This is a genomic window from Paucibacter sp. TC2R-5, assembly GCF_025717605.1.
GTDB lineage: Bacteria > Pseudomonadota > Gammaproteobacteria > Burkholderiales > Burkholderiaceae_C > Paucibacter_A > Paucibacter_A albus.
Genome location: NZ_JAJIRQ010000003.1, coordinates 367,081 through 393,270 on the forward strand (window position 1 = coordinate 367,081; position 26,190 = coordinate 393,270).

Below are 26,190 nucleotides of genomic sequence, written 5' to 3' on the forward strand. Positions count from 1 at the left end.
CCCAAGGCAAAACATGAAAAAAACATTCCAATTACAAGTTGAAGGCAAGCATCCGGACCGTCTGCTGGAAGCCATCAAGCATGAAATCCGCAAGTACATCAAGCGCGAGCAGAACAAGGCCCGCCCCGTGGGCGTGGACTTCTGGGACTTTGATTGCCGCTTCGGCAGCAGCGAAGCCACCGCCGCGGTGATTGAATTCGCCAACATCACCGCGCGCATCAATGCCTACGCGGCCGACAAGGCCGATGCCTTCTACCTGGAACTGCTGGCCAAGCCGGGCGTGAAGAAGCCCCGCCCGCCGGCTCCCGCGCCCATCGCTGAAACCGACGACACATCGGACGCGTAGAGCCGTTTAACCGGCTCCAAAGCCGCTCAATCAGTTGGGGCCGGAGCTTGTCGGGTACGACAAGGTCCAACCCGCAATAACCCGCTCAGAAAGCCGCTCAGAAAGCCGCGATCCCCGTCATCGCCCGGCCCAGGATCAGCGCATGGATGTCATGCGTGCCTTCGTAGGTGTTGACCACCTCCAGGTTGACCAGATGGCGGGCGATGCCGAATTCGTCTGAGATGCCGTTGCCGCCCAGCATGTCGCGGGCCGTACGGGCAATCTCCAGTGACTTGCCGCAGCTATTACGCTTCATGATCGATGTGATCTCCACCGCCGCCGTGCCTTCGTCCTTCATGCGGCCCAAGCGCAAACAACCCTGCAGGCCCAGTGTGATTTCGGTCTGCATATCGGCCAGCTTCTTTTGCACCAGCTGATTGGCGGCCAAAGGCTTGCCGAACTGTTTGCGGTCCAGCACATAATGGCGCGCCTTGTGCCAGCAGTCCTCGGCCGCACCCAGCGCGCCCCAGGCGATGCCGTAGCGGGCGCTGTTCAGGCAGGTGAACGGGCCCTTGAGGCCGCGCACCTCGGGGAAGGCGTTTTCCTCAGGGCAGAAGACCTCGTCCATCACGATCTCGCCGGTGATGGACGCGCGCAAGCCGACCTTGCCGTGGATGGCAGGCGCCGTCAGGCCTTTCCAGCCCTTTTCCAAGACAAAGCCACGGATCTGCCCGCCATCATCCTTGGCCCAGACCACAAACACATCGGCCACCGGGCTGTTGGTGATCCACATCTTGGAGCCCGTCAGCGAATAGCCGCCAGGGACCGCCTTGGCCCGCGTGATCATGGAACCAGGGTCGGAACCATGGTTGGGCTCGGTCAAGCCGAAGCAGCCTATCCACTCGCCCGTGGCCAGTTTGGGCAGGTATTTCTGCTTGGTCGCCTCGTTGCCGAAGTCGTTGATGGGCACCATCACCAAGGAACTTTGCACACTCATCATTGAGCGGTAGCCGGAATCGACCCGCTCCACTTCACGGGCAATCAAGCCGTAGGCCACATAGCTCAGACCCGGCCCGCCGTACTCGGGCGCAATCGTGGGACCCAGCAGGCCGATGGCGCCCATCTCGCGGAAGATCTCCAGGTCGGTGCGCTCGTGCCGAAAGGCCTCGAGCACGCGCGGTGTCAGGCGGTCCTGGCAATAAGACGCGGCCGCGTCACGGATCATCCGTTCCTCGTCGCTGAGCTGCTCGTTCAATAGCAGCGGGTCGTCCCAATGAAATGTGGCTTTGCTCATGATTTATTCCTGTCTCTCAAGCCGGTAAAACCGGTAATACGGCCGTCACTTCGATCTCGACCTTGGCCCTATCTTCCATCAGACCGGCCACCACCACCGCCGCCATGGCGACACCGTACTCGGCCCCCATCACCTCGCGGTAGACCTGACCGACCTCGCGGCCGCGCGCCTGGTACTCTTTCTTGTCCAGCAAATACCAGGTCATGCGCGTCATATGAGCGGGCGTGGCACCGGCCTCTTGCAGGATGGCCTTGATATTCAGCAGCGTCTGGCGGACCTGGTCAATGAAATCATCGCTATCGAACTGGCAGGCGCTGTTCCAGCCAATCTGGCCGGCAACGAAGACCGTGCGGCCGCTCGCCGCCACGCCGTTGGCGTAGCCGCGCGGCTGCGCCCAGCCAACGGGCTGCAAAACTTGTTTGTTTGTTGCACTCATGTTGCTGCTCCTGTGACTCGCTCCAAGGCGGCACGTAAATCGGGGGGAAAGGGCTGCGCCTTGTGTGTGTCCAGCGAGGTACAGACCAAGACCTGCTCGAAGGCGACCCGGCAGCCATCTTCATCGTTGTTGGTGCCGTCGAACTGTAGCGTCAGCCCCAGTGAGCTGCGGCCCAGCTTGTTGATGGCGATGCGCTGCGTCAGCAAGTCACCCATGCGGCTGACCCGCTTGAAATCTGCACTCAAGCGTACCGAGGGCATGCCGACGCGGCGCGGCCCCAGCAGCTGCGCATAGTCAATGCCCAAGCCCTGGGTGAACCAGTCTTCCACCAGCGCATTGAGCATCTCGAAATAACGCGGATAGAACACGATGCCGGCGGGGTCGCAGTGGCCGAAGCGCACCAACTCTTGGCGCTTAAAAATCCATGGCTTACTCATCATCATGGTTCAGGCCTTCTATTTCACTTTTCGTCTGGCAGGCGCAGGCGAAAGCGCTGCAGCTTGCCGGTTTCGGTGCGCGGCAGGCTGGCCCTGAATTCGATCGCCCGCGGGTATTTGTAGGGCGCAATGCTCGCTTTGACGAAGTCTTGCAGCTCTTTGGCCATCTCCGGGCTGGGCTCAATGCCCTGCCGCAAAACCACCGCCGCCTTGACGATCTGGCCGCGCTCCTCGTCGGCCACGCCGATCACCGCACATTCCGCCACCGCCGCATGAGCCAGCAAGGCCGATTCCACCTCGGGGCCGGCGATGTTGTAGCCGCCCGAGATGATCATGTCGTCAGTGCGCGCTTGGTAGATGAAATAGCCCTCGGCGTCTTGAAGATAGGCGTCGCCGGTCAGGTTCCAGCCGTTCAAAACGTAGCCGGCCTGGCGCGCATCGGCCAGATAACGGCAGCCGGTCGGCCCCTTTACGCCTAAGCGGCCCACCTGGCCCGCAGGCAAGACCTGACCCTCGTCGCCCAAGATACAGGCCCGGTAGCCCGGCACCGGCAGACCCGTCGCGCCGGGCTTGGCATGCTGCTCGTCATGCGAGATAAAGATATGCAGCAACTCGGTAGCGCCGATGCCGTCGATCAACTCGATACCGCTGCAATCTTTCCAGAGCTTGCGCGTCGCCGCCGGCAGCGCCTCGCCGGCGCTGATGCATTTGCGCAGGCTGCTGAGGTCGTGCTGAGCCACCGACGGCGCCATCGCCCGGTACGAAGTCGGCGCCGTGAACAAAATCGTGGCGCGGTACTGGGTGATCGCGGGCAGCAAGGTCTCCGGCGAGGCTTTTTCAAGCAGCACGGCCGAGGCGCCCACACTCATCGGGAACAGCACCAAGCCGCCCAAACCAAAGGTGAACGCCAACGGCGGGCTGCCGATGAAGATGTCGTCCGCTTGAGGCTTGAGCACATGGCTGGGCCAGCAGCGGCAAATTGCCAGCACATCACGGTGGAAATGCATGGTGCCCTTGGGCGCACCGGTCGTGCCGGAGGTAAAGGCAATCAGGCAGCAGTCATCTGCGGCGGTGTCGACATTGCTGAACTCGCTGCTGTGACTGGCGGCGCGGGCCTCCAGCCCATCGCTTGCCTCGCTATGAAAGTGCACCACGCTGCGCAGCTGCGGGCAGGCAGGCAAAGCAGCCCCTAACTCATCCGCCAGACGGACATCACACAGCGCGTGGCTGACCTCGGCCTTCTGTATCACCTGGGTCAACTCTTTGGCGCGCAGCAAGGGCATGGTCGCCACCGCCACCGCGCCGGCCTTTTGCACCGCAAACCAGCAAGCCACCATCTCCGGCGTGTTGGCGCCGCGCAGCAAGACGCGGTTGCCCGGCACGACGCCCATCTCGGTGTGCAGCACATGGGCGATCTGGTTAGCACGGGCCTGCAGATCGGCATAGGTCCAGCGCGAGCCGTCCGAGCCTTGCAGGCACAGGCGAGCACCTTGCCCGCTGGCGATCCAACTGTCCAAGAGCTCGGTCGCGCAGTTCAGCCGCTCTGGGAACTGCAGTTCCGGCAGCTCAAAGATCAGCTCAGGCCACAGCTCAGTAGGCGGCAGGTTGTCACGCGTGAAAGTATCAAGATGCGCTGAAGTAATCATTTAAGGAGATCCCGTCCAATGATCAGTTGCTGCACCTCGCTGGCACCTTCATAGATGCGCAAGGCACGAATTTCGCGGTAAAGCGACTCCACCATTTCGCCGCTTCGCACGCCGCGCCCACCAAACAGCTGCACGCCAGCGTCGATGACGCGCTGCGCGCCTTCGGTCGCCATCAGCTTGGCCATGGCCGCCTCGCGGGTCACGTTCTGGCCCTGATCGCGTTGCCAGGCGGCCCGGTAGACCAACAAGGCCGAGCTGTCCACCGTGCAGGCCATCTCGGCCAATTTCGCCTGCGTCAGCGGCAGCTCGGCCAGGGTCGCCCCGAACATCTTGCGGCTTTTTGCCTGCTGCAGGCCTTCTTGCAGCGCACGGCGCGCAAAGCCCAGAGCCGCGGCCGCCACCGAGGTGCGGAACACATCGAGCGTGCGCATCGCCACCTTAAAGCCCTCGCCGGGTGCGCCAATCATCTGGCTCTTGGCAACCCGGCAATTATTAAAACGCAACCTGGCCAAAGGGTGCGGCGCGATCACCTGGATGCGCTCGGCAATCTCGAAGCCGGGCAGGCCGGCATCAACAATGAAGGCTGAAATGCCGCGCGAGCCGGGAGCTTCTCCCGTTCTGGCAAAAACCACATAGAAGTCGGCAATGCCGCCGTTGGAGATCCAGGTTTTTTCACCGTTCAAGACATAGCTGTCGCCATCCTCGACCGCCGCGCACTGCATGGCCGCAACGTCCGAGCCGGCTTCGGGCTCGGACAGCGCGAAAGCGGCCAGCGCCCTGCCCTCGGCAACCGCCGGCAAGTAACGCTGCCGTTGAGCGTCAGTGCCAGCCAACGAAATCGCACCCGAGCCCAGGCCCTGCATTGCAAAAGCAAAATCGGCCAGGCCGTTGTAGCGGGCCAGCGTTTCACGCAAGATGCAGATGGCGCGGGTGTCAATCACCTCGGCCGAGCCGCCCAGCGCTTTTCCAGCGACAGCATGGCTCAACCACCCGCCTGCCCCAAGAGCCTTGACCAGACCAATGCACTCCGCATCGACGTCATGGCCATGTGCCGCCTGCAGATGCTCCGCACACCAGGCATCCAGCTCTGTTGCCAGCTGCCGATGTCTGGGCTCGAAGAAAGGCCATTCCAGATGTTTGAGATGCATGATTAGCTTCCCGACGGGCCGTCCCAAGGGAAGCTGCGCCCCCGGGCCGATGAAAAGGCACGTGCCGAGCCTTTGGGGCAGTGAACGAAAGTGAACGTGGGGGTCAACATCTCAGTCCCCTTTGAACTCGGGCCGCTCTTTGGCCACAAATGCCTCATAGGCGCGATGGAAATCCTTAGTCATCATGCAAATCGCCTGCGCCTGCGCCTCGGATTCGATTGCCTCGTCCACGCCCATGGCCCATTCCTGATGCAGCATTTTCTTGGTCATTGCATGGCCAAAGCTGGGGCCGCTGGCGATCTGCTGCGCCCAATCAAGGGTCTCTTGCAACAAAGCCTCCGGTTCCACCAGTCGGTTCAGAAAACCCCAATTGAGGCCCTCTTCGCCGCCCAGGCTGCGCCCGCTATAGAGCAGATCCGAGGCTCGGCCCTGGCCGATGATGCGCGGCAAAATCGCGCAAGCGCCCATGTCACAGCCGGCCAAGCCGACCCGGGTGAACAAGAACGCGGTCTTGGAGCGGGCCGTGCCGACACGCAAATCCGAGGCCATGGCCACGATCGCCCCAGCACCCGCGCAGACCCCGTCTATGGCCGACAGCACCGGCTGCGGGCAGGCACGCATCGCCTTGACCAAGTCCCCCGTCATGCGCGTGAAGGTCAGCAAGTCAGGCATGCTCATCTGCGTCAGCGGCCCAATGATTTCATGCACATCGCCGCCCGAGCAAAAGTTGCCGCCCGCGCCTTGCACGACGATGGCACGCACCTCGTCCACAAGCACAAGCCGGCGGAACAGATCGCGAAGCTCGGCGTAGGAGTCAAAGGTCAAGGGATTCTTGCGCTCGGGGCGGTTCAGCGTGATCAGGCCGACCGCGCCATGCTGGGCCCAGCTGAAATGCTCGGGTGCGAAGTCCGCCAGGCTTTGCCGGTTGCCGGCCAGCAAATGGCCGTCCATCTTGCGTTGATTCATTTCGATTTCTCCTTGGGCGCGGCCGCATCCATCGCAGCCAAATTTGTCAAATGAGACTTCAAGCCCGCCAGCAGGCCATGGACCTCACTCTTTTCTTCTGCTGACCAGCCGGCCAGCAGCTCAATCACCCATTGCTCGTGCGTGCTGGCCATGCGCTTGAATTGCTGCTTGCCGGCGAGCGTCAACTTGACCGTGAAGGAGCGCCGGTCGCTCAGGCGTGCCTCGCGCACGACCAGGCCCTCAAGCTCCAGCTGATCGGTGATGCCGGTGATATTGCCGCCGGTCACCATCAAGCGCTGGGACAGCTCGCGCATGGAGAGGCCGTCCGGGTTGCGCTCCAACTGCGCCAGCAAATCAAAGCGCGGCAAGGTGGTGGCAAAGTCTTGGCGCAAGCGGTTGCGGATAACGCCCTCGATGCGGTTGGTGCAAGTCAACAGGCGCAGCCACAAGCGCAGAGCCTGGTGGTCATCCGCGCTGGCGCGCGACTCCAAATCGAGTTCTTCCATCACAACATCAACTCGCCGCCGCAAACGGCGATGGCCTGGCCCGTCACCGCGCCGCTGCCGCGCTGCGCCAGCCACAAGACCGTGTCGGCCACTTCCTGTGGCTGCACCAGCCGGCCCTGCGGGTTGGCGGCCACCAGTTCGGCGCGTGCCTCATCTGTGCTGCGACCGGTCTTGTTCGCGATATTGTCCAGCGCGCGAGCAACGATGTCCGTCTCGGTGTAGCCCGGGCAGACCGCATTGATGGTCACCCTTTTTTTGGCGAACTCCAGGGCCATCGCCCGGGTCAGGCCCAGCACGCCATGTTTGGCCGCGCAATAGGCAGCCACATAGGCGTAACCCGTTAGTGCGGCGGTGCTGGCCACATTGATGATGCGGCCGAAGCCGCGCTCACTCATGCCGGCTACGACCTCGCGCGAACACAAAAAAGTGCCGGTAAGGTTGACATTGAGCATCGCCTGCCACAGCGCCAGCGAGGTTTTGGCCAGGGGCGCGGTTTCGACCTGCCCTGCGTTGTTGACCAAGATGTCGATGGCGCCGATTTGCGCGAAAGCCGCCTTGACGCTAGCCTCGTCCGCCACATCCAGCACGCACACATCGACTAGCCCAAATGGGGCAAGCGCCGCAGCTTGGCCCTGCAGCTTGTCGAGATTGCGCCCCAGCAAGCTGACCCTGGCCCCCGCCGCCACGAGGCGCTGCGCAACCGCAGCTCCTATGCCGCTGCCGCCGCCGGTCACGGCCGCATGCAAGCCACTCAACGCCATTGCCGATACAGCCGTGCTCATACGACCCCCTCCTCTTTTTTCGCCGGCTGGGCCTGCGCACGCTGGCGCTCGAACTCCTTTTCCAGCTGCGGCTTGCCCGACAGGTATTGCAGCGGCCAGTCCAGGCCCGCCGGGCCTTGGTAGCCAATCCGTGCGGCCTCGCTCAGCGTCCAGGCGGGGTTGGCCAGATGCGGGCGGGCCACGGCGCAAAGATCGGCGCGGCCGGCAGCGATGATGCTGTTGACATGATCGGCCTCGGAAATGGCGCCGACCGCGATCGTCGCAATGCCGACCCGGTTGCGAATATTCTCCGAAAACGGGGTCTGCCACATACGCCCGTAGGTCGGCTTCTCCAGCTTGCTGACCTGACCCGAAGACACATCGATCAAGTCCGCACCGGCGGCCTTGAAGGCGGCCGCGATCAGCACCGCATCCTCAGGGGTGGTGCCGCCAATCACCCAGTCATGGGCAGAAATTCGCACCGACATGGGCTTGTCGGCCGGCCACAGCGCCCTCGTCGCCTTGAACACCTCGAGTGGATAGCGCAGGCGGTTCTCAAGCGTGCCGCCGTATTCATCGCTGCGCTGATTCGTCAGCGGCGAGACAAAGCTGGACAGCAAATAGCCATGCGCGCAATGCAACTCCAGCCAGTCAAAGCCGGCCTGCGCTGCGCGCTCAGTAGCGGCGCAGAAGTCGGCCCGCACGCGGTCCATATCGGCGCGCGTCATGGCGCGCGAGGTCTGGCTGACGCCGGCCAGATATTGTTGCGGCGAGGCGGAGATCAGAGGCCAATCCAGCCCATCGCCCAAAGGCTGATCGATGCCCTCCCAGCCGCGTCGCGTCGAGCCCTTGGCGCCGGCATGGCCGAGCTGCATGGCAATCTTGGCGCTGCTGTTTCTATGCACAAAGTCAACGATGCGGGTCCAGGCGGCGCCCTGCTCGTCGCTGTACAGGCCCGGGCAGCCGGGTGTGATGCGAGCGTCGGCCGAGGGACAGGTCATCTCGGCAAACACCAGGCCTGCGCCGCCGGCTGCGCGCGCGCCCAGATGCATCAGGTGGTAGTCGCCGGGCAGACCGTCCACACAGGAATACTGCGCCATCGGCGACACGACTACGCGGTTCTTCAGCGTGAGGCCGCGCAGCTTGAATGGCGTGAACATAGGCGGAACAGCCTGACCACCCGCCAGCCAAGCCTCGAAGCGCGCCACATAAGCGGCATCCCGCAGGCGCAAATTCTCATGCGAGATGCGCTGCGAGCGGGTCAGCAAGGAATAGGCAAACTGCTCGGGCGCGAGCTGGGCGTGGCGGGCAACGTTCTCGAACCATTCGGTTGAGTTGCGCGCCGCGTTCTGGATCCGCAATACCTCAATGGAGCGGCTGGCCACATAACGCGGCAAAGCGACGTCCAAATCATCCTGGGCGTCGCCGATATCCCAGGCCAGCGCAATTGCATCCTCAAGTGCCAGCTTGGTGCCCGAGCCGATCGAGAAATGCGCGGTGTGAGCGGCGTCGCCCATCAAAACCACTGGCGCAATTCCATTGTGATGCACCCAGTTTTTGCAAACCACGCGGGGGAAACGAATCCATTGCGCCGAGCCGCGCAAGTGCGAGGCGTTGGAGATCAGCTTGTGACCATCCAGCACCTTGGCGAACAGGCGCTCACAAAAAGCGATGCCCTCTTCCTTGCTCATGGCCTCGATGCCGGCCGCTTCCCAGACCGCCTGCGGCGCCTCGACGATAAAGGTCGAGGTCGTGTCATCGAAGCGATAGGCATGGGCCTGGAACCAGCCCCACTCGGTCTGCTGAAAGTCGAAGGTAAAGGCCTCGAACAGCTTGGCCGTACCAAGCCAGACAAAGCGACATTGGCGCAGATCGATATCGGGTTGATAGGTGGCAGCGTACTTCTGGCGCACACGGCTGTTGAGTCCATCGGCGGCGATGATCAGGTCGGCGTCCAAGCCCTCATCGTCCTGCACATCGCTCTCGTAGCGCAGATCCACACCCAACTCAACGCAGCGGGCCTGCAAGATATTCAAGAGCTTCATGCGGCCAATGCCGCAAAAGCCGTGCCCCCCCGAGCGCATGGTGCGGCCATTGATATGGACCTCGATATCGTCCCAATGGTTGAAAGCATCAAGGATCTGCCCGGCGGTCTTGGCATCGGCCTCGCGCATCGCAGTCAGCGTCTGGTCCGAGAACACCACGCCCCAGCCAAAGGTATCGCCGGGCTTGTTGCGCTCGAACACCGTGATCTCATGCGCCGGGTTCTGCTGCTTCATCAGCAGCGCGAAATACAGGCCGGCTGGACCCCCACCGATACAGCTGATGCGCATTGCTCTGACCTCGAAGATCTGCTGGAATGCGAGCAACTTTAGGTGTTAATAGTTTAGATGTCAAACAAACAAGAGCACATGCTTGAATTAGATGGGGCGTGCTATCCCGGCTCAGTAAATCGCCGCTGACAACAAATATCTCAACCGCCTTTCCTGATGATGGGCGGGATGATGAGTAGAAACGCAAAACGGGCCACTAGGGCCCGTTTTTACGTACTACTTGGAGGAGAGGGGGGGATTCGAACCCCCGAGGCGTTTGACCGCCCGCCTGATTTCGAGTCAGGTACATTCAACCACTCTGCCACCTCTCCGGTATTCTGGTGCTCGCAGTGGTTCGTTTGCGAGTAAGCCGACTAGTATAGCTGAATTTTTAGCTCACACAATACTTGTCGGCTTTTTTGTCAGGCATGCAAGATTTCCAGGCCACCCATATAGGGGCGCAAAGCCGTCGGTACGGTGATGCTGCCATCGGCGTTCTGATAGTTCTCCAGCACAGCCACCAAGGTACGACCCACCGCCAAGCCGGAGCCATTCAAGGTGTGCACCAACTCGTTCTTGCCCTGCGCATTCTTGAAGCGAGTTTGCATGCGGCGCGACTGGAAGGCTTCGCAGTTGGAGCATGAGCTAATTTCGCGGAAAACGCCCTGCGCCGGCACCCAGACTTCCAGGTCATAGGTCTTGGTTGAACCAAAGCCCATGTCGCCGGTACACAGCGTCAGCACGCGGTACGGCAGCTCCAACTTCTGCAGGATGGCCTCGGCATGGCCGACCATTTCTTCCAGCGCTTCATAGCTCTTATCCGGGTGCACGATCTGCACCATCTCGACTTTGTCGAATTGGTGCTGGCGAATCAGGCCACGTGTGTCACGCCCCGCACTACCCGCTTCGGAACGGAAGCAGGGGCTGTGCGCGGTCAGCTTGATCGGCAAGTTAGCCACGTCAAGGATTTGCTCGCGTACCGAATTGGTCAGAGAAATCTCGGCGGTGGAGATCAGGTATTGCTCTGCGGCCTCGTCGTCGCCGCCGCGCAAAACCCAGAACATGTCTTCCTTGAACTTGGGCAGCTGGCCCGTGCCTTCAAGCACCTCGCGGTTGACGATATAGGGTGTGTAGCACTCGGTGTAGCCATGTTCTTCGGTCTGGGTGTCCAGCATGAACTGGGCCAGCGCGCGGTGCAGGCGGGCTATTTTGCCGCGCATGAAGCTGAAGCGCGAGCCGCTGAGCTTGGCGCCGGTGTCGAAGTCGAGGCCCAGCGCGGCGCCAAGGTCAACATGATCACGCACTTCGAAGTCGAAGGTCCGAGCAGTGCCCCAACGCCTTACTTCCACATTGCCGCTCTCGTCGGAGCCCACCGGCACGCTCTCGTGCGGCAGATTGGGCACGCTCATCAGCATGCTATTGAGCTCTTGCTGGATGACGTCGAGCCGGTCGGCCGCGGCCTTCAAGTCATCGCCGATACCGCCCACTTCGGCCATCACGGCCGAGGCATCTTCACCCTTGCCCTTGAGCATGCCGATTTGCTTGGACAAGGTGTTGCGCCGGCTTTGCAGCTCTTCGGTGCGCATCTGCACACCCTTGCGCTCGGTTTCCAGAGCCACATAACGCTCAATGTCCAGGAATGTTTGTGGGGTCTTGCGGGTGCTCAGACGCGCGACGACAGCGTCGAGGTCCTTGCGCAGCAGGGTAATGTCTAACATGGTGCTTCCTTGTACTTGCAGGATTCGGTAAAAAGGCAGAGCGGCGCCTGTCTCTGGCGCCGTGGCAGCTTTCTTGGCGCTGGGATCAGGATCGAGAAGCGCTGCCGAGCTCGGCCATGGACTTGTCACCCAGGCCCTTGGGCAGCGGGAAGCGCACATGTTCCTCCACACCGGGCAGGCTGCGCACCGTGGTGGCACCCAGCTCGCGCAGGCGTTGGATCACCGCCTGCACCAGCACATCGGGCGCCGAGGCGCCGGCCGTCAGGCCGACGCGGGCGCGACCTTCCAGCCATTCGGGCTTGAGATCATCGGCCGCATCCACCATGTGACCCGGTGTGCCCAGGCGCTGAGCCAGTTCGGCCAGGCGATTGCTGTTGGAGCTGGTCGGACTGCCAACCACGATCACCACATCCACCTGCGGCGCCAAGACCTTGACCGCGTCTTGGCGGTTTTGCGTGGCATAGCAGATGTCTTGCTTCTTGGGTTCGCGCACTTGCGGGAAATGCTTTTTCACCGCCAGCAATATTTCGGCCGCATCGTCCACGCTGAGCGTGGTTTGCGTGACCACGGCCAGTTTGGCCGGATCCTTGACACGCACATGAGCCACATCGCCCACTTCTTCCACCAAATAGATGCCTTCGCTGAGCTGGCCCATGGTGCCCTCGACCTCGGGGTGACCCTTGTGGCCAATCATGATGAACTCATAGCCCTCGCGGTGCAGCTTGGCCACTTCCACATGCACCTTGGTGACCAAGGGGCAGGTCGCATCAAAGACTTGAAAACCGCGCTCAGCGGCCTCGGCACGCACGGCTTGACTGACGCCATGCGCGCTGAACACCAGCGTGGCGCCGGGCGGCACATCGGCCAGGTCTTCAATGAAGATGGCGCCGCGCGACTTCAGATCGTTAACGACATAGGTGTTGTGCACGATCTCGTGGCGCACATAGATCGGCGAGCCGAACTTCACCAGTGCACGTTCGACGATCTCGATCGCGCGGTCCACGCCGGCGCAAAAGCCTCGCGGCTCGGCCAGCAAGACCTCTTGCGGGTTTGACAACAGGGCGTCGCTCATTTCACAGCACCCCGATCACATGGACTTCAAAGCTGACCGGCTGGCCGGCAAGCGGGTGATTAAAGTCGAACAGCAACCAATCGGAGCCGACTTCGCGCACGCTGCCGGCATAGCTGCTCTGCCCGTCCGGCGTTGGGAACTGGATCACGTCGCCGACGCTGTATTGCTCGTCCGGGTCACCCAGTTCATGCAGCAGACTCAGCTTGACGCGCTGCAGCAGCTGCGGGTTGTGATCACCAAAAGCTTCGCCCGGGGCCAGCTCGATCTGCGTGCGCACGCCCTCGGCCATGCCCATCAGCCTGGCCTCGATAGCGGGCGACAACTGCCCACTGCCCAGCGACAAAGTTGCGGGTTTATCGGCAAAAGTATTGATCACATCGCTGCCGTCGGGACCGGCCAAACGGTAGTGCAAGGTCAAAAAGGATCCGGCTTGGATGAGATTCATGGGGACAATGGTGGCTAGACTGAGCGGATTTTAGGGCCACTGCAGGCGCGACCCGCGCCCCCTCCACGGAACAAGCCCACCGAACTGCCGTTTTCTCATGCCCCTGACCCACCTGCCCCCCGACGCCAGACCGCGCGAAAAGCTGCTCGCGCGCGGCCCGCAAGCGCTGGCTGACGCCGAGCTGCTGGCGCTGCTGCTGCGAACCGGCATTGCCGGCACGCCGGTGCTGCAACTGGCGCAAAACCTGCTCGACCAATTTGGCGGCTGGCATGGTTTGCTGCACGCTGGCGTGAGTGACTTGGCCAAAGTCAGAGGCTTGGGGCCGGCCAAACGGGCCGAAATCGCCGCCGTGCTGGAGATCGCGCGCCGCTCCTTGCTGCAAGAACTGGCGCAACGCCCGGTGTTCGACGCACCCGATGCCGTCAAGCAATTCATCCGCCTCAAGCTGGCCGGCCTGACGCACGAGATCTTCGCCGTGCTGTTTCTGGACGCGCAGCACCGGCTGATTGCGATGGAGGAAATGTTTCGCGGCAGCCTCACCCAGACTTCGGTCTACCCCAGAGAAGTGGTCAAACGCGGGCTGGACCTGGGCGCTGCCGCCGTGATCTTGGCGCACAACCACCCCTCCGGTGTGGCCGAGCCCTCGCGCTCGGACGAACTGTTGACCCAGGCCCTGAAAGCAGCCCTGGCCCTGGTCGATATACGCGTGCTCGACCATCTGGTGGTCGGCTCGGGCGAAGTGATTTCGATGGCCGAACGAGGGCTGATGTGAAGCCGGCCCCAACCCCAACGCTGCACAGCCTGCAAGAACTCAAGGTTTTTCAGCGCGAACTGGCCCTGCGCCGCCAAGCCGCAGAAGAACAAGCCGCGCGCCTGGCCGCAGCGGCGCGGGCCGCGGACCAGGAACGGCGCCTGTTCGAGCTCAGCGTGGGCGCCATCACGCCGCTGACCGTGCAAGCGCAAGCCCCGCAGCACAGGGTCCTGCCTCGGCCTGAGCCGCTGCAACGCGAGGCCGATGAGCGCTTGGTGATGCAGCAGGCCTTGTCGGATGATTTCGACGTCGAATCCCTGCTGGAAACCGACGACAGCCTGTCCTTTCGGCGGCCCGAAATCAGCCAAGAAGTGCTGCGCAAGCTGCGCCGGGGTCATTGGAGCTTGCAGGCCCAGCTTGATTTGCACGGACTGCGCACCGACCAAGCGCGCGAGGCGCTGGGCAGCTTTGTGCAGGACTGCGCCCGACGCGGCCTGCGCTGCGTGCGCGTCGTGCACGGCAAGGGTCACGGCTCACCCGGTCGCGAGCCGGTCTTGAAGGCCCGTGTGCGGCGCTGGCTGGTGCAAAAGCAGCAGGTGCTGGGCTTTGTGCAGGCGCGTGCCAGCGACGGCGGCAGCGGCGCACTGATGGTCTTGCTTCAACAGGTGGACTAGCACGACGGCGAGCCCCGCCGACAATAGACCCATGCAAGACAACTCCCCCACTCTCAGCCTGTTTGATCTGCTCGGCAGCGAGGCCGGCATCCGCCGCCTGGTCGATGCTTTTTATGACCATATGGATCTGGACGAGCAATTCGCCTTGATCCGAGCGCTGCACCCGGCCGATCTGGGCGGCTCGCGCGACAAACTGCATTGGTTTTTGTGCGGTTGGTCGGGCGGGCCGGATCTCTACATCGAGCGCTTCGGGCACCCGCGCTTGCGGGCGCGCCACCTGCCCTACTCGATCGGCATCGCCGAGCGTGACCAATGGCTGGCCTGCATGAGCCTGGCGATGCAAGACAGCGGCATCGAAGTCGGGCTGCAGCAGCGGCTGGCGGAGTCCTTCCACGCCACCGCTGACTGGATGCGCAACCGGGGCGCTTGAACGTGCCTCTTGCGCGGTGCTCGGCCGCCGGCTGAACTCTCAGGCCAGCAGCTTGTTGGCCAGGGCCTTGATGGCCTGTGCGGCGTCGCTGCCTGGGTAATGCTCGAGCACCAGTTGGCGCTTGAGCACCGCTTGGCGCACGGTCTGGTCATTCTTGACCTCGCCCATCAATTCCAGCTTGAAGGGGTGACCCGGCTGCGAGCCGACAAAGCGCTGCAAGACCTGTTGAAGCTGGCCGCAGATCAGCTTGCCTTCGCCGACCCGATTAGCCTGATTGACCAGCAAGCCCACTTCACGGCGGCCTTGCTGCGTAGCCAGCACCTTGATGGTGGCATAGGCGTCGGTCAGGGAGGTCGGCTCTGGCGTGGCGACCACCAAGACATCGGCGGCCATCGAAATCGAGAACAGCACGACATCCGAGATGCCGGCGCCGGTATCGAGCAACACCCAGTCAAAACGCGGCTTGACCAGCTCCAGAATGTGCAGCAATTTGTCGCGCACATCCGGGGTCAGACGCGAATACTCGACCATGCCGGAGCCTGCCAACAGCACCGAGAAACCGCAAGGGGCCGGCAAAATCGCCTGCTCCAGCGTCGCCTTTTCAGTGAACACATCGTGCAGCGTCAGTTTGGGGTGCAGGTTCAGCACCACGTCCAAGTTGGCCAGGCCCAGATCGGCGTCCAAGACCAGCACTTTTTGCCCACGCATGGCCAATGCAGCGGCCAGATTGGCGGTGACGAAGGTCTTGCCCACGCCGCCCTTGCCACTGGTGACGGCCAGCGTGCGAGCGCCACCTTTACCCGTCACGGGGCGGGACGAGCCCGGCGAGAAAGCGCCAGCGCCAGGTACAGCAGGATCTGTTGTTGTCGTACTCATTCACTGTCCTGTTGCGTTACTGCAAACAACATGCCCTTTTCCTCGGCACTGACCAAGGACTCAATTTGTGTCTCAAGGCAGGCACGGTTACGCCCCTCGGCCTTGGCGCGGTAGAGCTGCCGATCGGCGCGCTCCATCCACAACAGCGACGACGACCGCACCCACTGCGGCGCAAAAGCACCGCCCAAGCTGATCGTTACCGCCAAAATCTGCCCCGAGGCCACCTCGACGCGCAATTCAGAGACTCGCTCTCGCAAGCGCTCGGCCACCATCGCGCCAAAACTCGCGGCGCATTTGGGCAGCACGATGCCAAATTCTTCGCCCCCGACACGGGCCACCGTGTCCATCGGCCGCACCACTTGGTTCAGGGCGCCGGCCACGGCCTTGATCACCAAATCGCCGGCCGCGTGGCCGTAGGTGTCGTTGACGGCCTTGAAATGATCGATGTCCACTGCCAGCAACAGCGCCGACTCGCCCGAGCGGGCCACCCGGTCCACCTCACGCGACAAAGCCATCTCGAAGCTGCGCCGGTTGACCAGGCCCGTCAGGGCGTCCTTGCTGGACAAATCGCAAAGAGCGTCGATCACGCCCTGAACCCAGATCTCGCTATAGGGCTCGGCCTCGGGCAGCAAGGCTCCGGCCTGCTGCAAGAGCTGCAAGGCCAGGTCGAGCTGCAAGAGGCGAGCATCGAATGGAGGGGATTGGGAGCTTGAATCCAAGGTATTCCAAGGTGTGCCAAGGTGTTTGAAGGCCAGTACAAGCCTGGTGCGAAGCCAGTCTAGCAGCACAAAAACTCGCTCCAGCATGCAAACAAGCCTGTGTTGATGGGCCTGTTTGCTCTATGCTGACAAGCGCTCTCGGGCCAAACTTGCCGCCAGAGCAAAATCAGATCCCGGCTCATTCAGAGCTGACCCGAACAACAAGCGAGCCCAACACATGTCCACTGCACCAAGCGCCTCAGGCGCAGAAGTGATTGACCACGAGTTCGGTTTTAGCCGGACCGACTTTGACCGTGTGCGTGAGCTGATTTACAAGCATGCCGGCATCAGCTTGCATGAAGGTAAGCATGCGATGGTTTACAGCCGTCTGTCGCGCCGCCTGCGTGATACCGGTCACAAGTCTTTCTCCGCCTATTTGCAGTGGCTGGAAAGCTCTACCGGCGCCCAAAGCACCCAGGAGTGGCAGGAATTCGTCAACTGCCTGACCACCAATCTGACCTCTTTCTTCCGCGAGGAACATCATTTCCACGCCTTGATCGATGACCTCAAGCCGCTGGCCGGCAAGCCCGTCAGGATTTGGTGCTGCGCCGCATCCACCGGCGAGGAACCCTATTCGATCGCCATGACCTGCAGCGAGGCCCTTGGCGCCAATGCGCAGGTGCAGATCAGCGCGAGCGACATCGACACCAATGTGCTCAACACCGCCAAACGCGGCGTCTACAACGCCGACGCTCGCGGCCTGGACCAGACCCGGCTGCGCAATTTCTTCATGCGCGGCACCGGCGACAACGCCGGGCGCATTCGCGTCAAGCCGGAGTTGCAGCGCTGGATCGACTTCCGCTCCTTGAATCTGATGGATACGCAGTGGTCGCTGGGAGAGCCCTTTCACATTGTGTTTTGCCGCAATGTGATGATTTATTTTGATCCGCCAACGCAGCGCAAGGTCTTGGAACGCATTCACAAGGTGATGCGACCGAACGGGCTTTTGTTTGTTGGGCATTCGGAGAACTTCACCGAGTCCAAAGATTTGTTCCGCCTGCGTGGCAAGACCATCTACGAGCGCGTCTGATGTCAGGCGCTGTCGAAACCCCTCAGTCAGCAGCCTCGCGGCAAGCCCAAAACAAATGAGCACCTCCCCCGCCTCCACCGGTGCCGGCTCCGGCTCGATGTTATCCAGCAGCCCGGGTGCCGCCAGGGTCAGCCAGCTGAAGTCCATGCCGCGCAAAAACGGCGAGGCTTCCTTCTTTTTCTACGACGCGCATTTCAAGAACGCGGCCGTCAAGATCTTGCCGGGCGAGTATTTCGTCGACAACGAAGACATTCTGGTCATGACCACGCTGGGCTCCTGCATCGCGGCATGCCTGTGGGACCGGCACGCGCAAATCGGCGGCATGAATCATTTCATGCTGCCGGAAGGCAGCGGGGATTCTGGCCGTTATGGCTCGTTTGCGATGGAGCTCTTGATCAATGAAATGATGAAGCGCGGCGCTGCCAAAAGCCGTATGGAAGCCAAAATTTTTGGCGGCGGCGCCGTGATTGCCGGCATGAACACCATCAACGTCGGCGAGCGCAACACCAACTTCGTGATCGACTATCTGAAGACCGAACGGATTCCCATCGTCTCCAAAGACGTGATGGACATTTACCCGCGCAAGGTCTGCTTCCTGCCGCACAGCGGCAAGGCCATGGTCAAGCGTTTGGCTCCGGCCAACACCGACGCCTTGGTGCAACAAGACCGTGCCGCCGCTCAGAAGGCTCAACCGGTTGTCGCCACGGGCGGCTCGGTCGATTTGTTCTGAGCCCCCACTCGCTAGGAGAAGTATTCGATGGCCAAAATCACTGTTGTGGTGGTGGATGACTCGGCGCTGGTGCGCAGCATCCTGACCGAAATCATCAACCGCCAACCCGATATGGAATGCATAGGCGCTGCGGCCGACCCGCTGCTGGCGCGCGAAATGATCCGCTCGCTCAACCCCGATGTCATCACCCTGGACATCGAGATGCCCAAGATGGACGGGCTGGACTTTTTGTCACGCCTGATGCGGCTGCGGCCGATGCCGGTGGTGATGGTGTCCACGCTGACCGAGCGCGGTGCCGAAGTGACCATGAAGGCCTTGGAGCTGGGCGCGGTGGACTTTGTCGCCAAGCCCAAGATCGGCGTGGCCGATGGCATCCGCTTGCTGGCCGATGACATCACCGACAAGATCCGCATCGCCTCAAAAGCCCATATCCGGCGCAGCCATGCGGCGATCGCGCCCGCCGCGGCCACCGGCGGCGGCGCCCACGCCGGCGTTAGCGCACCGGCCAAGCCGGTGACCATGGCCAGCTTGGGCAGACTGTCGACCGAAAAAATCATCTTCATCGGCGCGTCCACCGGTGGCACCGAAGCGACCAAAGATGTCTTGATCAACCTGCCGGCCGACTGCCCTGCGGTGGTCATCACCCAGCATATGCCGCCCGGCTTCACCAAGAGCTATGCGGCGCGGCTCGACAGCCTGTGCCGGATTCGCGTCAAGGAAGCGACCGACGGCGAGCGGATTCTGCCGGGCCACGGCTATATCGCCCCCGGTGGCTTTCACCTCAGCGTGGAGCGCTCCGGCGCGAACTACATCGCGCGAGTGCAAGACGGCGAACCGGTGAATCGCCACAAGCCCTCGGTCGAAGTCTTGTTCAATTCTGCCGCGCGCGTAGTGGGGCAAAACGCCCTGGGCATCATGCTGACCGGCATGGGCGCGGATGGCGCCAAGGCGATGAAGGTCATGAAAGATGCCGGGGCCTATAACTTCGTGCAGGACGAGGCGACTTGCGTGGTCTTCGGCATGCCGCGCGAAGCGATTGCCGCCGGAGCGGCGGACGAAGTGTTGCCGCTGCCGCAAATTGCCACGCGCTTGATCGAGCGCCTGCGCAGCACGGCCGGCATGTCGATGAATCGCGTCTAGGAGCGCCTGCCTAGCACGACTGGTCAAAACCGGCCGCGAGCAATTTGTCACGGGCCGGCCCTTTGTGTTGCAAGCGGTGCGCCGTTTCGTGGCGCTGTCATAGACGGCAGACAAGATGCCGGCATGACGACCTTGATCTCTCCTGCCCCCAGCCGCAGCCTTGAGCGCCCCGCCCCACTGCGGGTTCAGACGCTGATCTCCGAAGACCTGTTGACCACCTTGTTCCAGCCAATTGTGCAGCTGGACTGCGGCTTGATCTACGGTCACGAAGCGCTGGTGCGCGGACCTGCTGGCAGCGCCTTGGAATACCCGGACGCCCTCTTCGCCGCCGGTCGCCGCGAAGGCCTGACGGTAGAGCTAGAGGTGCGCTGCGCGGCCCAAGCTTTGAAAGATTGGAGTCGGCACAAGCTCGGCGGCCGATTACTGATCAATATGAGTGCCGCTGCCCTGACCCACGCGCTGCATGACGAACAGGGGCGTGGCGGCCTGTTCAGCGATGAAGCGTTTGGCGTGGCGCCGGGCAGCATCATGATCGAGCTGACCGAACATGAGCGCGTCACCGACATCGAGAGCCTGCGCCGAGCCATCACCGCCTTACGCCGCCAAGGTGTGGGCATCGCGCTGGACGACTTCGGCGACGGGCGCTCCTCGCTGCGCTTGTGGTCCGAGATTCAGCCCGACATCGTCAAGATCGACAAGTACTTTAGCCATGACCTGCCGGCCCACGCCGAGAAGCTGCAGACCTTCCGAGCGCTGCTGCAACTGGCCGAGACCTTCGGCGCGCAGCTGATCGCCGAAGGCATCGAGAGCGCCGAGGAACTGCGCGTCCTGCGTGATCTGGGCGTGACCTTCGGCCAAGGTTGGTTGATTGGCCGTCCCAGCCGCGAAGGTGCCACTGAAGCCCTGCCGGGCGCTCGCACAGTGCTTGCCAGCAGCGACATCGCCGTGCTGCCCGAGCTGCGCCGTGCGTCGAGCAATGGCGTTACGGCCGAGCGCTTGATGATGGAAGCCGTGACGGTGCGCGAAGACGCCAGCCATGAGCAGCTGTTCCGCCTTTTCAACGAACATGAGCAGTTGCACGCGATCGCCGTGCTCAATGCAAAGGATGAGCCGGTCGCCTTGGTGGACCGCAGCCAGTTCATCAACCGCTGGGCCAAGCCTTTCTTCAACGATTTGTATGGTCGCCACGCCTGCACGCTGTTCGCCAACCCATCGCCCCTGATCGTGGACGCCGACACCGGCATCGAGGCCTTGACCACGGTGCTGACCTCGGCCGATCAGCGCTATCTGCGTGAAGGTTTCATCATCACGCGCGAGGGCCGCTACCTGGGCCTGGGCACGGGCGAACAACTGGTGCGTTCGGTCACCGAGGCGCGCATTGAAGCGGCGCGCCACGCCAACCCCCTGACCTTTTTGCCCGGCAATATTCCGATCAGCCAGCACATCGGCCGCCTGTTGACCAGCGGGCGCGGCTTTGTGGCCGCCTATGCCGACCTGAACCACTTCAAGCCCTTCAACGACGAGTATGGCTATTGGCGCGGCGACGAGATGATCCGCTTGGTCGCGCGCGTGGCCAGCAGCCATTGCGACAGCCAGCGCGACTTTCTGGGCCATGTCGGCGGCGATGACTTTGTGATGCTGTTTCAAAGCGACGATTGGGAACTGCGCTGCGAGCAAATCGTCACGCGATTCAATGACTTGGCGCGCAATCTCTTCGACGCCGCCGCGCTGCAAGCCGGCGGCATCATGGCCGAAGACCGCCACGGCGATATGCGCTTTCACCCCTGCACCACGCTGAGCATTGGCGCGGTGCAAATAGCACCGGGCACCTTGCAGCGGCCAGAGCAAGTGGCCAGTGCCGCAGCCACTGCCAAGCGTCATGCCAAGCATGAGCAGCTCAGCGTGTATGTGATGGCCGCTTAAGCACTCGATCAGGGTGCCAGAAACAGCTCCTGCAAATCATTGAGGAAATCAAAACCGCGCGGCGTGGCGGCCAAACGGGCCGCGTCCGGCTCCAGCAGACCCTTGGCGCGCGCAGCATCAAGCGCCTTTGCGATGCTGGACGGCGGCAGTCCGGTGCGCTCCAGGTAGGACGTCAGCGGCACGCCTTCACGCAAGCGCAGGGCATTGAGCATGAATTCAAACGGCAAGTCAGCACGGCTGACCTCGTTCTCGTTCGACACAGCCGCACCCTCAGCTGCCTTGCTCATATAAGCGGCCGGCTCGCGCCAACGCACTTGGCGCAAGACCCGGTGCGGGAAGGACAGCTTGCTGTGCGCGCCAGCACCAATACCAAGATAGTCGCCGAACTGCCAATAGTTCAGGTTGTGCGCGCAGCGGTGTCCAGCACGCCCAAAGGCCGACACTTCATAACGCTCCAGCCCCATGGCACCGGTGCGCGCCGTGATCAGATCCAGCATCTCGCTGGCCAGATCGGCATCGGGCAGCTGCGCGGGCGGCGCCGTCGCAAATCGGGTATTGGGCTCGATCGTCAGGTGGTAGACCGACAGATGCGGCGGCTTGAACGCCAGAGCGGTGCTCAGCTCAGCGTCAAGCTGCGCAAGCGTCTGCCCGGGCAAGGCATACATCAAGTCAATATTGAAGGTATCAAAAGCCTGCGCGGCTTCAGCAATCGCCGCTTTGGCTTGCTCGGCGCTGTGGACGCGGCCCAAGGTCTTCAGCTTGGCATCATCAAAGCTCTGCACCCCGATAGACAAACGCGTCACGCCGGCAGCGCGAAAGCCCTTGAAACGGTCGCGCTCGAAGGTGCCGGGGTTGGCCTCCAGCGTGATTTCGCAGCCCGGCTCCAGGGGCAGGCGCGCGCGCAGATCGGAGATCAGCTCGGCGATTTGCTCGGGCGCAAACAAGCTGGGCGTGCCGCCGCCGATGAAGATGCTGACCACCGGCCGACCCCAGATCAAGGGCAGTGCCGCTTCCAGATCCAGGCGCAAGGCGGCCAGATAGGCGCGCGCCGTCTCCACCGACAGCTGGGTGCTGACAGGTGCAGTGCCTGCGGACGCCAAGGGGATGACCTTGCCGTTCGGCCCCGGCAACTCGTGCGAATTGAAGTCGCAATAAGGGCATTTGCGCAGGCACCAAGGCAGATGCACATACAGCGACAGCGGCGGCAAAGCGGCCAAGCTCAAGGTGCCGGGCCGCATCATATGCAGGACATCAGCCATGGCGCAGGGCCTTCCCCAACATCGGCTGCGTCACCTGAGGGGACAGCCCACGAAATGGGCGTGGGGGCTTCATGTCAGCCAAGATGCCAGGCCTCACGCATTTGCCGCACCAAGTCTGCCGACGCCAGGGCCCGGTGACTTTGGGCATTCTTCTCGGCCGCACTGAGTTGCGCGACGCTGCGACCCAAGGCGGGAATCCACATCAAGGGGTCATAGCCGAAACCGGCTTCGCCCGCCAGGGCCGGCAAGATCTGACCCTGCCAGCGGCCCAGGGCGATCAAGGGCTCGGGGTCGGCCGCATTGCGCACCGCGACCAGCGCACACACAAAGCGCGCGCCACGCTGCTCGGGTGCTGCAAAGCTGGCCATCTGCTCCAGCAGCACGCGGTTATTGTCCGCATCCGACTTGGCTTGGCCGAACAGCGTCGCATAGCGCGCCGAAAGCACGCCGGGGGCGCCTGCCAAGGCCTCGACCGCCAGGCCGGAGTCATCGGCCAAGGCCGGCAGCCCGCTCAGCCGGGACGCATGCCGCGCCTTGGTGAGGGCGTTCTCGACGAAAGTCTCAAACGGCTCCTCCGCCTCAGGAATGCCGAGCGAGCCCTGCGTTAGCAAGTTGACGCCCAGGGGCGCGAACAAGGCCTGCAGCTCAGCAAGCTTTTTGGCGTTGTTGGAGGCCAGTACCAAATCCATGGTGATCAGATCCCTAAGGCGCGGCGTTGCGCAGCCAACAAATCAAAGATGCCCTGCTCGGCCAAGTCCAGCAGAGCATTCATTTCTTGGCGGCTGAAAGCGACGCCCTCGGCCGTGCCTTGCAGCTCGACAAAGCCACCGGCGGCGGTCATCACCACATTCATATCGGTATCGCAGGCCGAGTCTTCGGTGTATTCGAGGTCCAGCAAGGGCACTCCGTCCACGATGCCGACCGAGATCGCCGCCACCGCGTCGCGGATCGGCGACTGCGTGATCTTGCCTTGCGCCAGCAGCCAAGTCACCGCGTCATGGGCAGCCACATAGGCGCCGGTGATGGCGGCCGTGCGGGTTCCACCGTCGGCCTGAATCACGTCGCAGTCGAGCGCAATCGTGCGCTCGCCCAGCAAGCTCAGGTCAAACACGCAGCGCAGCGAGCGGCCAATCAGGCGCTGAATCTCTTGAGTGCGGCCGCTTTGCTTGCCACGCGCAGCTTCACGGTCGCTGCGCGTATGGGTCGCGCGCGGCAACATGCCGTATTCAGCCGTGACCCAGCCCTGGCCAGAGCCGCGCTTGTGCGGCGGTACTTTTTCTTCCACCGAAGCGGTGCACAAAACTTTGGTACCGCCAAATTCGATCAGCACCGAGCCTTCGGCATGGCGGGTGTAGTTGCGGGTGATGGTCACAGCGCGCAAGGCATTGGGCGCACGGCCGCCGGCGCGGGCAGCATTCAATTCAACAGTCATCGATTTTTCTTTCAGGATTTCTTCTTGGCCGTGCTCTCGTTGGCGCGGGCTCGTTCATTGCCGAGGCGTATGGCTTCCTTGATCTCTCGCACCGAGCGATCGATCTCAGCCTCGTCCATCTCGAATCTGCGGTCCGCGCTATCCGGCACTTCGCGACCCTGGATCGTCGAGGCAAAGCCTTGGTCTTCGAGCGCCTGGGTGGACACAGCGACAGAATCTTCGCCGGCGTCCGGCTCGCCAATGCCGTCCCATTCCAGCGCCAGCACCGTCACGTTGTCGCAACGCGGGCCCCCATTGCGCAGCGCCTGCTCGACCAACTCGGGCACTGCATCGGAGATCGGCCGAGAAGCGAGTTGTTCGGTGATGATGTCATCGGTGACCGTGCCCCATAGCCCGTCCGAGCACAGCAGCAAACGGTCGCCCGCTTCCAGCAACATGGGCCCGTGGATATCAATCATCGGCTTGCCCGGACTGCCCAGACAGGTAAACAGCACGTTACGGTTGAAGCCCTCGGCGCTTTGCGGCAAACGCCCCAAGGCGGCTTGCAGTTCGATATAGGAGTGATCGCGCGTACGGGCAATCAGCTTGGAGGCGCGCACGAGATACAAACGCGAATCACCGCAATGCGCCCAATAAGCCTTGCGGCCTTGCAGCACGCAGGCGACGATGGTGGTGCGGGGCGTGTCCGACATACCTTTGTCGGCCGCATAACGCAGCAGTTGCTGCTGCGCGATCAGAATCGCGTCTTGCAAAAATGCCGCCGGATTGGCCAGCGCCGGTTTGGCCTCGCGCTGAAAGATCGCCGCCAAGGTCTGCAAGGCCAGCTGCGCGGCCACCTCGCCCTCCGGGTGTCCGCCCATGCCGTCAGCAAGCGCGAACAGACCGGCTTCACGGGTGTAGCAATAACCCATGCGGTCTTCGTTCTTCTCGCGCCCGCCGCGACGGCTGACCTGATAGGTGGTGAATCTCACGAAAGCCTCCGACGGGCCGCCCCGAGGGGGCTTTGCGCCGGCAGCGGGACGCTGCCGGCCTTCATGGCGTCCAAGTCGACGCAGGTCGACTCGGAGCCGCGCCATTCAGCCCCCTCGGGGGGCAGCGAACGAAAGTGAGCGAGGGGGCTCATCAAGCTTTGGCTCCGGTCTTGAGATTTTCCAGCTGCAGCTTCAGCCGCTCACTGAAGCTCAGCTTGGTGTAGCGCCTTTCGGTCTCGCGCGCCAGTTCCTTTTGCAATGAAAACACGCTTTGCGGGCGCGCCAAAGGGTCCAGCGACATGCACCACTCGGCGACTTCGATCATATTGTCGGAGTAGACATTGCGCAGCCGAGACAGGCTCAGCGCCAACCTATCCTTCTCTAAGCGCTGCGGTGCATCGTTGGGCGGATAGCCCTGCATACAGGCGTAGATGCACGCACCGATCGCGTAGATATCGGTCCAGGGGCCTAAAGCGCCATCGCGACGGTACATCTCGGGTGCGGCAAAACCCGGCGTATACATCGGCCGGATGAAGTTACCTTCCTTGGACAGCACTTCGCGCGCGGCGCCAAAGTCCAAGAGCACCGCCTTGTTTTCATTGGTGATGAAGATATTGGCCGGCTTGATGTCCAAATGCAGCATCTTGTGCTGATGCACGATGCGCAGGCCGCGCAGAATCTCGTCAAACAAGCTGCGTATGGTGGACTCGCGGAAGACCTTGTCGCGCTTCATGTCGCGCGCCGTCACGATGAAGTCCTGCAAGGTGTCGCCCTGCAAGTAATTCATCACCATGTAGACGGTTTCGTTCTCGCGCAGGAAGTTCAAGACCGAGACCACGCTGGGGTGCGAGATCTGCGCCAGCGAGCGCCCCTCTTCAAAGAAACTCTTCAGGCCGAGCCGGTACAGCGGCTGCTTCTCGGGCCGCACGCGCGGCGTCAACTCGCCCGGCGAACGCTCGGCCAAGCTGGAAGGCAGGTATTCTTTCAGGGCGACGAGGTGGTGTTCGGGGTCTTCGGCGAGGTAAACCACGCCGAATCCACCTGCTGCCAGTCGTTTGATGATCTGGTAGCCCCCAACGACGGTGCCTGCAGGCAGGGGCGCCGGTTTAGGCTTTGACATAATCGAGTTTTATCTACTTACCGGACGCTA

At 62.5% G+C, this 26,190-nt stretch carries 27 protein-coding genes and 1 tRNA gene; 8 read left to right on the plus strand and 20 right to left on the minus strand.

Features of this window, described 5'->3' with window-relative positions:
• The first annotated feature begins 13 nt into the window (after positions 1–13).
• The gene (locus LNV08_RS08615; RefSeq protein WP_263533283.1) at positions 14–346 is read left to right on the plus strand and encodes a DUF6172 family protein; all 333 of its coding nucleotides are present in this window, start codon (positions 14–16) and stop codon (positions 344–346) included.
• Between the two features lie 97 nt (positions 347–443).
• On the opposite strand, the gene LNV08_RS08620 is transcribed toward LNV08_RS08615, so the two are convergent.
• The 13 genes from LNV08_RS08620 to LNV08_RS08680 form a co-directional block, all read right to left on the minus strand.
• A complete protein-coding gene (locus LNV08_RS08620; protein ID WP_263533284.1) occupies positions 444–1,619 on the minus strand; it encodes an acyl-CoA dehydrogenase in 1,176 nt (391 codons plus the stop codon).
• Between the two features lie 16 nt (positions 1,620–1,635).
• Complete coding sequence (locus LNV08_RS08625; RefSeq protein ID WP_263533285.1) at positions 1,636–2,055, minus strand: RidA family protein; 420 nt, start codon at positions 2,053–2,055, stop codon at positions 1,636–1,638.
• Positions 2,052–2,498 carry an acyl-CoA thioesterase gene (locus LNV08_RS08630; protein ID WP_263533286.1) on the minus strand — a complete coding sequence of 149 codons (447 nt, stop codon included), beginning with the start codon at positions 2,496–2,498 and terminating at the stop codon, positions 2,052–2,054. Before LNV08_RS08630 ends, LNV08_RS08625 begins: the two co-directional genes overlap by 4 nt.
• A 17-nt stretch (positions 2,499–2,515) precedes the next feature.
• Entirely contained in the window at positions 2,516–4,138 is a 1,623-nt protein-coding gene (locus LNV08_RS08635) for an AMP-binding protein (RefSeq protein WP_263533287.1), read from the minus strand.
• Positions 4,135–5,286, minus strand: coding sequence for an acyl-CoA dehydrogenase family protein (locus LNV08_RS08640; protein ID WP_414858703.1), 1,152 nt, complete (start codon positions 5,284–5,286; stop codon positions 4,135–4,137). The genes LNV08_RS08635 and LNV08_RS08640 overlap by 4 nt, the downstream gene beginning before the upstream one ends.
• Before the next feature lie 111 nt (positions 5,287–5,397).
• A complete protein-coding gene (locus LNV08_RS08645) occupies positions 5,398–6,252 on the minus strand; it encodes an enoyl-CoA hydratase family protein (protein WP_263533288.1) in 855 nt (284 codons plus the stop codon).
• Complete coding sequence (locus LNV08_RS08650; RefSeq protein ID WP_263533289.1) at positions 6,249–6,758, minus strand: MarR family winged helix-turn-helix transcriptional regulator; 510 nt, start codon at positions 6,756–6,758, stop codon at positions 6,249–6,251. Before LNV08_RS08650 ends, LNV08_RS08645 begins: the two co-directional genes overlap by 4 nt.
• Positions 6,758–7,540 carry an SDR family NAD(P)-dependent oxidoreductase gene (locus LNV08_RS08655; RefSeq protein WP_263533290.1) on the minus strand — a complete coding sequence of 261 codons (783 nt, stop codon included), beginning with the start codon at positions 7,538–7,540 and terminating at the stop codon, positions 6,758–6,760. Before LNV08_RS08655 ends, LNV08_RS08650 begins: the two co-directional genes overlap by 1 nt.
• Positions 7,537–9,852: a bifunctional salicylyl-CoA 5-hydroxylase/oxidoreductase gene (locus LNV08_RS08660; protein ID WP_263533291.1), complete on the minus strand. Its 2,316-nt coding sequence runs from the start codon at positions 9,850–9,852 to the stop codon at positions 7,537–7,539. The genes LNV08_RS08655 and LNV08_RS08660 overlap by 4 nt, the downstream gene beginning before the upstream one ends.
• Positions 9,853–10,073: 221 nt before the next feature.
• A tRNA-Ser gene (locus LNV08_RS08665) sits at positions 10,074–10,163 on the minus strand.
• A gap of 90 nt (positions 10,164–10,253) precedes the next feature.
• Positions 10,254–11,549: a serine--tRNA ligase gene (gene serS / locus LNV08_RS08670; protein WP_263533292.1), complete on the minus strand. Its 1,296-nt coding sequence runs from the start codon at positions 11,547–11,549 to the stop codon at positions 10,254–10,256.
• An 85-nt stretch (positions 11,550–11,634) separates the two neighbouring features.
• Positions 11,635–12,621: a 4-hydroxy-3-methylbut-2-enyl diphosphate reductase gene (gene ispH / locus LNV08_RS08675; RefSeq protein ID WP_263533293.1), complete on the minus strand. Its 987-nt coding sequence runs from the start codon at positions 12,619–12,621 to the stop codon at positions 11,635–11,637.
• Position 12,622: 1 nt separating this feature from the next.
• Positions 12,623–13,066, minus strand: coding sequence for an FKBP-type peptidyl-prolyl cis-trans isomerase (locus LNV08_RS08680; protein WP_263533294.1), 444 nt, complete (start codon positions 13,064–13,066; stop codon positions 12,623–12,625).
• A 97-nt stretch (positions 13,067–13,163) separates the two neighbouring features.
• On the opposite strand from LNV08_RS08680, the gene radC reads away from it, so the two are divergent.
• Genes radC through LNV08_RS08695 form a run of 3 tightly spaced genes read left to right on the plus strand, consistent with a single transcriptional unit; the run spans position 13,164 to position 14,921 of the window.
• On the plus strand, positions 13,164–13,838 hold the full coding sequence (gene radC / locus LNV08_RS08685; protein ID WP_263533295.1) for a RadC family protein: 675 nt from the start codon (positions 13,164–13,166) through the stop codon (positions 13,836–13,838).
• Complete coding sequence (locus tag LNV08_RS08690) at positions 13,835–14,491, plus strand: Smr/MutS family protein (protein ID WP_263533296.1); 657 nt, start codon at positions 13,835–13,837, stop codon at positions 14,489–14,491. The genes radC and LNV08_RS08690 overlap by 4 nt, the downstream gene beginning before the upstream one ends.
• A gap of 31 nt (positions 14,492–14,522) precedes the next feature.
• Positions 14,523–14,921 (plus strand): group II truncated hemoglobin, encoded by a 399-nt coding sequence (locus LNV08_RS08695; protein ID WP_263533297.1) that lies wholly within the window; start codon positions 14,523–14,525, stop codon positions 14,919–14,921.
• Between the two features lie 39 nt (positions 14,922–14,960).
• Here the strand turns inward: LNV08_RS08695 and LNV08_RS08700 are convergent, their stop codons facing one another.
• Both LNV08_RS08700 and LNV08_RS08705 read right to left on the minus strand, forming a co-directional pair.
• The gene (locus tag LNV08_RS08700; RefSeq protein WP_263533298.1) at positions 14,961–15,797 is read right to left on the minus strand and encodes a MinD/ParA family protein; all 837 of its coding nucleotides are present in this window, start codon (positions 15,795–15,797) and stop codon (positions 14,961–14,963) included.
• A complete protein-coding gene (locus tag LNV08_RS08705) occupies positions 15,794–16,516 on the minus strand; it encodes a GGDEF domain-containing protein (RefSeq protein WP_263533299.1) in 723 nt (240 codons plus the stop codon). Before LNV08_RS08705 ends, LNV08_RS08700 begins: the two co-directional genes overlap by 4 nt.
• 217 nt (positions 16,517–16,733) lie before the next feature.
• Here LNV08_RS08705 and LNV08_RS08710 point away from each other — a divergent pair, with 217 nt between their 5' ends.
• The 4 genes from LNV08_RS08710 to LNV08_RS08725 all read left to right on the plus strand — a co-directional run bounded on the left by LNV08_RS08710 (position 16,734) and on the right by LNV08_RS08725 (position 21,378).
• Positions 16,734–17,585, plus strand: a complete 852-nt coding sequence (locus LNV08_RS08710; RefSeq protein ID WP_263533300.1) for a CheR family methyltransferase — start codon at positions 16,734–16,736, stop codon at positions 17,583–17,585.
• Positions 17,586–17,640: 55 nt separating this feature from the next.
• Positions 17,641–18,315 (plus strand): chemoreceptor glutamine deamidase CheD, encoded by a 675-nt coding sequence (gene cheD / locus LNV08_RS08715; RefSeq protein ID WP_414858704.1) that lies wholly within the window; start codon positions 17,641–17,643, stop codon positions 18,313–18,315.
• A gap of 27 nt (positions 18,316–18,342) precedes the next feature.
• The gene (locus tag LNV08_RS08720; RefSeq protein ID WP_263533301.1) at positions 18,343–19,455 is read left to right on the plus strand and encodes a protein-glutamate methylesterase/protein-glutamine glutaminase; all 1,113 of its coding nucleotides are present in this window, start codon (positions 18,343–18,345) and stop codon (positions 19,453–19,455) included.
• Between the two features lie 123 nt (positions 19,456–19,578).
• Positions 19,579–21,378, plus strand: coding sequence for a GGDEF domain-containing protein (locus LNV08_RS08725; protein WP_263533302.1), 1,800 nt, complete (start codon positions 19,579–19,581; stop codon positions 21,376–21,378).
• Between the two features lie 8 nt (positions 21,379–21,386).
• Here LNV08_RS08725 and hemW read toward each other — a convergent pair whose 3' ends face one another.
• From hemW to LNV08_RS08750, 5 genes are all read right to left on the minus strand, one after another.
• On the minus strand, positions 21,387–22,637 hold the full coding sequence (gene hemW / locus LNV08_RS08730) for a radical SAM family heme chaperone HemW (protein WP_263533303.1): 1,251 nt from the start codon (positions 22,635–22,637) through the stop codon (positions 21,387–21,389).
• A gap of 74 nt (positions 22,638–22,711) precedes the next feature.
• Positions 22,712–23,326 (minus strand): RdgB/HAM1 family non-canonical purine NTP pyrophosphatase, encoded by a 615-nt coding sequence (gene rdgB, locus LNV08_RS08735; RefSeq protein WP_263533304.1) that lies wholly within the window; start codon positions 23,324–23,326, stop codon positions 22,712–22,714.
• 5 nt (positions 23,327–23,331) lie between these two features.
• Entirely contained in the window at positions 23,332–24,069 is a 738-nt protein-coding gene (gene rph, locus LNV08_RS08740; RefSeq protein WP_263533305.1) for a ribonuclease PH, read from the minus strand.
• Positions 24,070–24,080: 11 nt separating this feature from the next.
• Positions 24,081–25,040: a PP2C family protein-serine/threonine phosphatase gene (locus tag LNV08_RS08745; RefSeq protein ID WP_263533306.1), complete on the minus strand. Its 960-nt coding sequence runs from the start codon at positions 25,038–25,040 to the stop codon at positions 24,081–24,083.
• Positions 25,041–25,191: 151 nt separating this feature from the next.
• Positions 25,192–26,160, minus strand: a complete 969-nt coding sequence (locus tag LNV08_RS08750; RefSeq protein ID WP_263533307.1) for a serine/threonine protein kinase — start codon at positions 26,158–26,160, stop codon at positions 25,192–25,194.
• Between the last annotated feature and the right edge of the window lie 30 nt (positions 26,161–26,190).

Excerpts from the sequence above, each read along its gene's own strand:
- LNV08_RS08660 (WP_263533291.1), bottom strand. The coding sequence starts at position 9,852 with ATGCGCATCAGCTGTATCGGTGGGGGTCCAGCCGGCCTGTATTTCGCG.
- cheD (WP_414858704.1), top strand. The coding sequence starts at position 17,641 with ATGAGCACCTCCCCCGCCTCCACCGGTGCCGGCTCCGGCTCGATGTTA.
- LNV08_RS08620 (WP_263533284.1), bottom strand. The coding sequence starts at position 1,619 with ATGAGCAAAGCCACATTTCATTGGGACGACCCGCTGCTATTGAACGAG.
- LNV08_RS08645 (WP_263533288.1), bottom strand. The coding sequence starts at position 6,252 with ATGAATCAACGCAAGATGGACGGCCATTTGCTGGCCGGCAACCGGCAA.
- serS (WP_263533292.1), bottom strand. The coding sequence starts at position 11,549 with ATGTTAGACATTACCCTGCTGCGCAAGGACCTCGACGCTGTCGTCGCG.
- LNV08_RS08750 (WP_263533307.1), bottom strand. The coding sequence starts at position 26,160 with ATGTCAAAGCCTAAACCGGCGCCCCTGCCTGCAGGCACCGTCGTTGGG.
- LNV08_RS08720 (WP_263533301.1), top strand. The coding sequence starts at position 18,343 with ATGGCCAAAATCACTGTTGTGGTGGTGGATGACTCGGCGCTGGTGCGC.
- LNV08_RS08710 (WP_263533300.1), top strand. The coding sequence starts at position 16,734 with ATGTCCACTGCACCAAGCGCCTCAGGCGCAGAAGTGATTGACCACGAG.
- LNV08_RS08640 (WP_414858703.1), bottom strand. The coding sequence starts at position 5,286 with ATGCATCTCAAACATCTGGAATGGCCTTTCTTCGAGCCCAGACATCGG.
- rph (WP_263533305.1), bottom strand. The coding sequence starts at position 24,069 with ATGACTGTTGAATTGAATGCTGCCCGCGCCGGCGGCCGTGCGCCCAAT.
- radC (WP_263533295.1), top strand. The coding sequence starts at position 13,164 with ATGCCCCTGACCCACCTGCCCCCCGACGCCAGACCGCGCGAAAAGCTG.
- LNV08_RS08650 (WP_263533289.1), bottom strand. The coding sequence starts at position 6,758 with ATGGAAGAACTCGATTTGGAGTCGCGCGCCAGCGCGGATGACCACCAG.
- LNV08_RS08725 (WP_263533302.1), top strand. The coding sequence starts at position 19,579 with ATGACGACCTTGATCTCTCCTGCCCCCAGCCGCAGCCTTGAGCGCCCC.
- LNV08_RS08635 (WP_263533287.1), bottom strand. The coding sequence starts at position 4,138 with ATGATTACTTCAGCGCATCTTGATACTTTCACGCGTGACAACCTGCCG.
- hemW (WP_263533303.1), bottom strand. The coding sequence starts at position 22,637 with ATGGCTGATGTCCTGCATATGATGCGGCCCGGCACCTTGAGCTTGGCC.
- ispH (WP_263533293.1), bottom strand. The coding sequence starts at position 12,621 with ATGAGCGACGCCCTGTTGTCAAACCCGCAAGAGGTCTTGCTGGCCGAG.
- LNV08_RS08630 (WP_263533286.1), bottom strand. The coding sequence starts at position 2,498 with ATGATGATGAGTAAGCCATGGATTTTTAAGCGCCAAGAGTTGGTGCGC.
- LNV08_RS08680 (WP_263533294.1), bottom strand. The coding sequence starts at position 13,066 with ATGAATCTCATCCAAGCCGGATCCTTTTTGACCTTGCACTACCGTTTG.
- LNV08_RS08615 (WP_263533283.1), top strand. The coding sequence starts at position 14 with ATGAAAAAAACATTCCAATTACAAGTTGAAGGCAAGCATCCGGACCGT.
- LNV08_RS08625 (WP_263533285.1), bottom strand. The coding sequence starts at position 2,055 with ATGAGTGCAACAAACAAACAAGTTTTGCAGCCCGTTGGCTGGGCGCAG.
- rdgB (WP_263533304.1), bottom strand. The coding sequence starts at position 23,326 with ATGGATTTGGTACTGGCCTCCAACAACGCCAAAAAGCTTGCTGAGCTG.
- LNV08_RS08655 (WP_263533290.1), bottom strand. The coding sequence starts at position 7,540 with ATGAGCACGGCTGTATCGGCAATGGCGTTGAGTGGCTTGCATGCGGCC.
- LNV08_RS08700 (WP_263533298.1), bottom strand. The coding sequence starts at position 15,797 with ATGAGTACGACAACAACAGATCCTGCTGTACCTGGCGCTGGCGCTTTC.
- LNV08_RS08695 (WP_263533297.1), top strand. The coding sequence starts at position 14,523 with ATGCAAGACAACTCCCCCACTCTCAGCCTGTTTGATCTGCTCGGCAGC.